Origin of the sequence: Staphylococcus sp. MB377 (assembly GCF_001922505.1) — a bacterium.
GTDB lineage: Bacteria > Bacillota > Bacilli > Staphylococcales > Staphylococcaceae > Staphylococcus > Staphylococcus haemolyticus.
On sequence record NZ_MAON01000034.1, the window covers coordinates 1 to 2799 of the forward strand.

At 36.6% G+C, this 2799-nt stretch carries 3 protein-coding genes; all 3 read left to right on the top strand.

Annotated features, from left to right (window positions below; all coding sequences use genetic code 11):
- Nucleotides 1–617: terminase small subunit (locus tag BB045_RS08465; RefSeq protein ID WP_075140669.1), on the top strand; the 617-nt coding region annotated here is incomplete at its 5' end.
- The gene (locus BB045_RS08470; protein ID WP_075140670.1) at nt 607–1881 is read left to right on the top strand and encodes a PBSX family phage terminase large subunit; all 1275 of its coding nucleotides are present in this window, start codon (nt 607–609) and stop codon (nt 1879–1881) included. The genes BB045_RS08465 and BB045_RS08470, both read left to right, overlap by 11 nt.
- A gap of 12 nt (nt 1882–1893) precedes the next feature.
- A partial coding sequence (locus tag BB045_RS08475; RefSeq protein ID WP_142236931.1) for a phage portal protein occupies nt 1894–2799 on the top strand: 906 nt, incomplete at its 3' end.

Consider the following 2799-nt stretch of genomic DNA (forward strand, 5'->3'; position numbering starts at 1 on the left):
ATGGTACACAAGCTGCACTGAAGGCTGGATACTCCAAAGACGGTGCTCATGTACAGGCTAGTCGATTGCTAAGACGTGAACGAGTTTCTTCCTATATAAAAGAGCTTAAAGGTGAGTTAATCGAGAATGTATTTGTGGAAGCGATGGATGTGCTTAAAGAGTACATTAAGATTGCTTTTGCTGATATTACTAACTATGTAACCTTTGGACAGAAGGAAGTACCTGTAATGGGGATGTTTGGCCCGATGAAAGATGAATCCGGTAAAGAAATAACTCGTATCATAAATTATGTAGATTTACACGAGGCTGACATGGTTGATGGTTCTATAATAACCGAAGTAAAACTCGGAAAAGATGGCGTGTCAGTAAAACTTGCTGACAAGATGAAAGCACTGGACAAACTATCTCAGTACTTTGACTTAGTACCTGACAATTTCAAACGTAAAATCGAAGAAGAACGCCACAAAATGCAGATGGAAGTGCAGAAAGCTCAAATTGATAAAATTAAAGCAGATACTTCTCGTATTAAAGGTGATGAAGGTGAAGGATATGAAGATGACGGATTCATCGATGCGTTAGAAGGTAAAACAGCAGAGGTGTGGGAAGATGAAACTTAAACCTGCCCCTTTTAAATTTAGACCATTCTCAAAGAAACAATTACAAGTACTCACTTGGTGGAGAAAAGATTCACCTATGAAGGACCATGACGGTATTATATGCGATGGTTCTATTCGTGCTGGCAAAACTGTTTCGATGGCTCTTTCTTATGTTATGTGGGGAACTGCAACATTTAATGGTGAAAACTTAGGTATGGCAGGTAAAACAATTGGATCACTGCGACGCAACGTAATTACTCCATTAAAGAAGATGTTAAAATCACGTAAATATAAAGTGAAAGACCATCTATCAGAGAACATGCTTACCATTAGTAAAGATGGCCATACGAATCATTTCTATATATTTGGTGGTAAGGACGAATCATCACAAGAACTTATCCAAGGTATTACATTAGCTGGTATGTTTTTTGATGAAGTTGCTCTTATGCCGCAAAGCTTTGTGAACCAAGCGACAGGACGTTGTTCTATTGAAGGCTCAAAGTATTGGTTTAACTGTAACCCTGCCGGCCCGTATCATTGGTTCAAACTTGAATGGATAGATAATAAGGAAGACAAGAACCTGCTACATATTCATTTTACAATGGACGATAATCTTTCTTTATCTGAAAAAGTGAAGCAAAGATACTATCGTATGTATAGTGGAGTCTTCTTTCAACGCTTCATTTTAGGTTTATGGGTGCTTGCAGAAGGTATTGTATATGACATGTTTAACAAAGAAAAGCATGTTGTAAAAACAGTAGAAAGAGAATACGAGAAGTATTATGTATCTTGTGACTATGGTACACAGAACCCTATGACATATGGACTATGGGGCTTATGTGATGGTATATGGTACAAAACAAAAGAGTATCATTATGATGGCCGTAAGAGTTCACGGCAAAAGACAGATGATGAGTATCTTGATGATCTGAAAGAATTTGTCGGAGATATTTCTATTCGTGGTATTATAGTAGACCCATCAGCAGCCTCATTTATTGCTTTATTGAAAAAGAATCGATTCAAAGTGCTTAAAGCTAAGAATGAAGTTATAGATGGCATACGAAATGTAGCACGACTTCTTAATGAAGAGAAGATAAAATACAACGATTGCTGTAAAGAAACATTTCGTGAATACGCTTCTTATACTTGGGATGAGAAAGCTACAGCTCGTGGTGAAGATAAACCAAATAAAGAGAATGACCACCAAATGGATGGTGATCGTTACTTTGTAAATACAGTTGTTGTAACTAATAACAAAGCTAAGGCTGTTAAGTCAATCTATTAAGGGGGTGAGACGATGTTTGAACACTATATTCCGTTGCTGGATGAACAAAATGGCGAGCCTACATCAAAGTTACTAAAAAAAATTATTGATGAGTTTGAACCATTAAAACAACGCATGATTAACAGGTACGAGCGATACAAAGCAAGTGAAAAGGGAGTGCCTATCTTTACTCGCGAGTTTAAAGGTGATGGTAATAAAGATAAGGTTAACAATAAGCTAAACAATGACTTCTTCTCTGAAATTATCGATACAAAAATCGGTTATATGTTTGGGTTGCCTATCTCATACAGCTTAGATCATGAAGATAATGAAGTATTGAAACGTATTCAGGACTTTTTAAAAGCGAATCATACTGAGGATGCTGACGCAGAAACAGGGAAGTTCGCCTCTATTTGTGGATACGGAGCGAGACTACTGTATCACGATAAAGAAGGCATCGAAAAGGTTATGAATATTAAACCTTATGAAGCTATATTTCTTACGAATTCAAGCATTGCAGAACCTAAATACGCTATACGCTGCTATCCAATCAAAGTAATTGATGGTGATGATTTCAAGGATGGTTACAAAGTAGAGTTTTACAATGATACAAACATTATTGAGTACACTGGTGAAGATTTAGATAAGTTAACAGAGACTGAACGTATTCCTAACTTATTTAAAGGTGTGCCACTTATTGGGTTTCCTAACAATGAAGAATTACAAGGAGATGTAGATAAAGCTATATCACTTATTGAAGGTTACGACCGTTCGTTTTCCGATGTAAACAGTGAAATTGAACAGTTTCGTCTGGCTTATATGATCTTTAAAGGCGTTGATATAGATGATGATACTATTGAGAAACTAAAACAAACAGGAGCTCTTGATGTAGGTGAGAATGGTGAGGCTTCTTTTTTAACTAAGGACCTTAATGACAAC

Coding starts and splice junctions, on each gene's coding strand:
- BB045_RS08470 (WP_075140670.1), top strand. CDS start 607: ATGAAACTTAAACCTGCCCCTTTTAAATTTAGACCATTCTCAAAGAAA.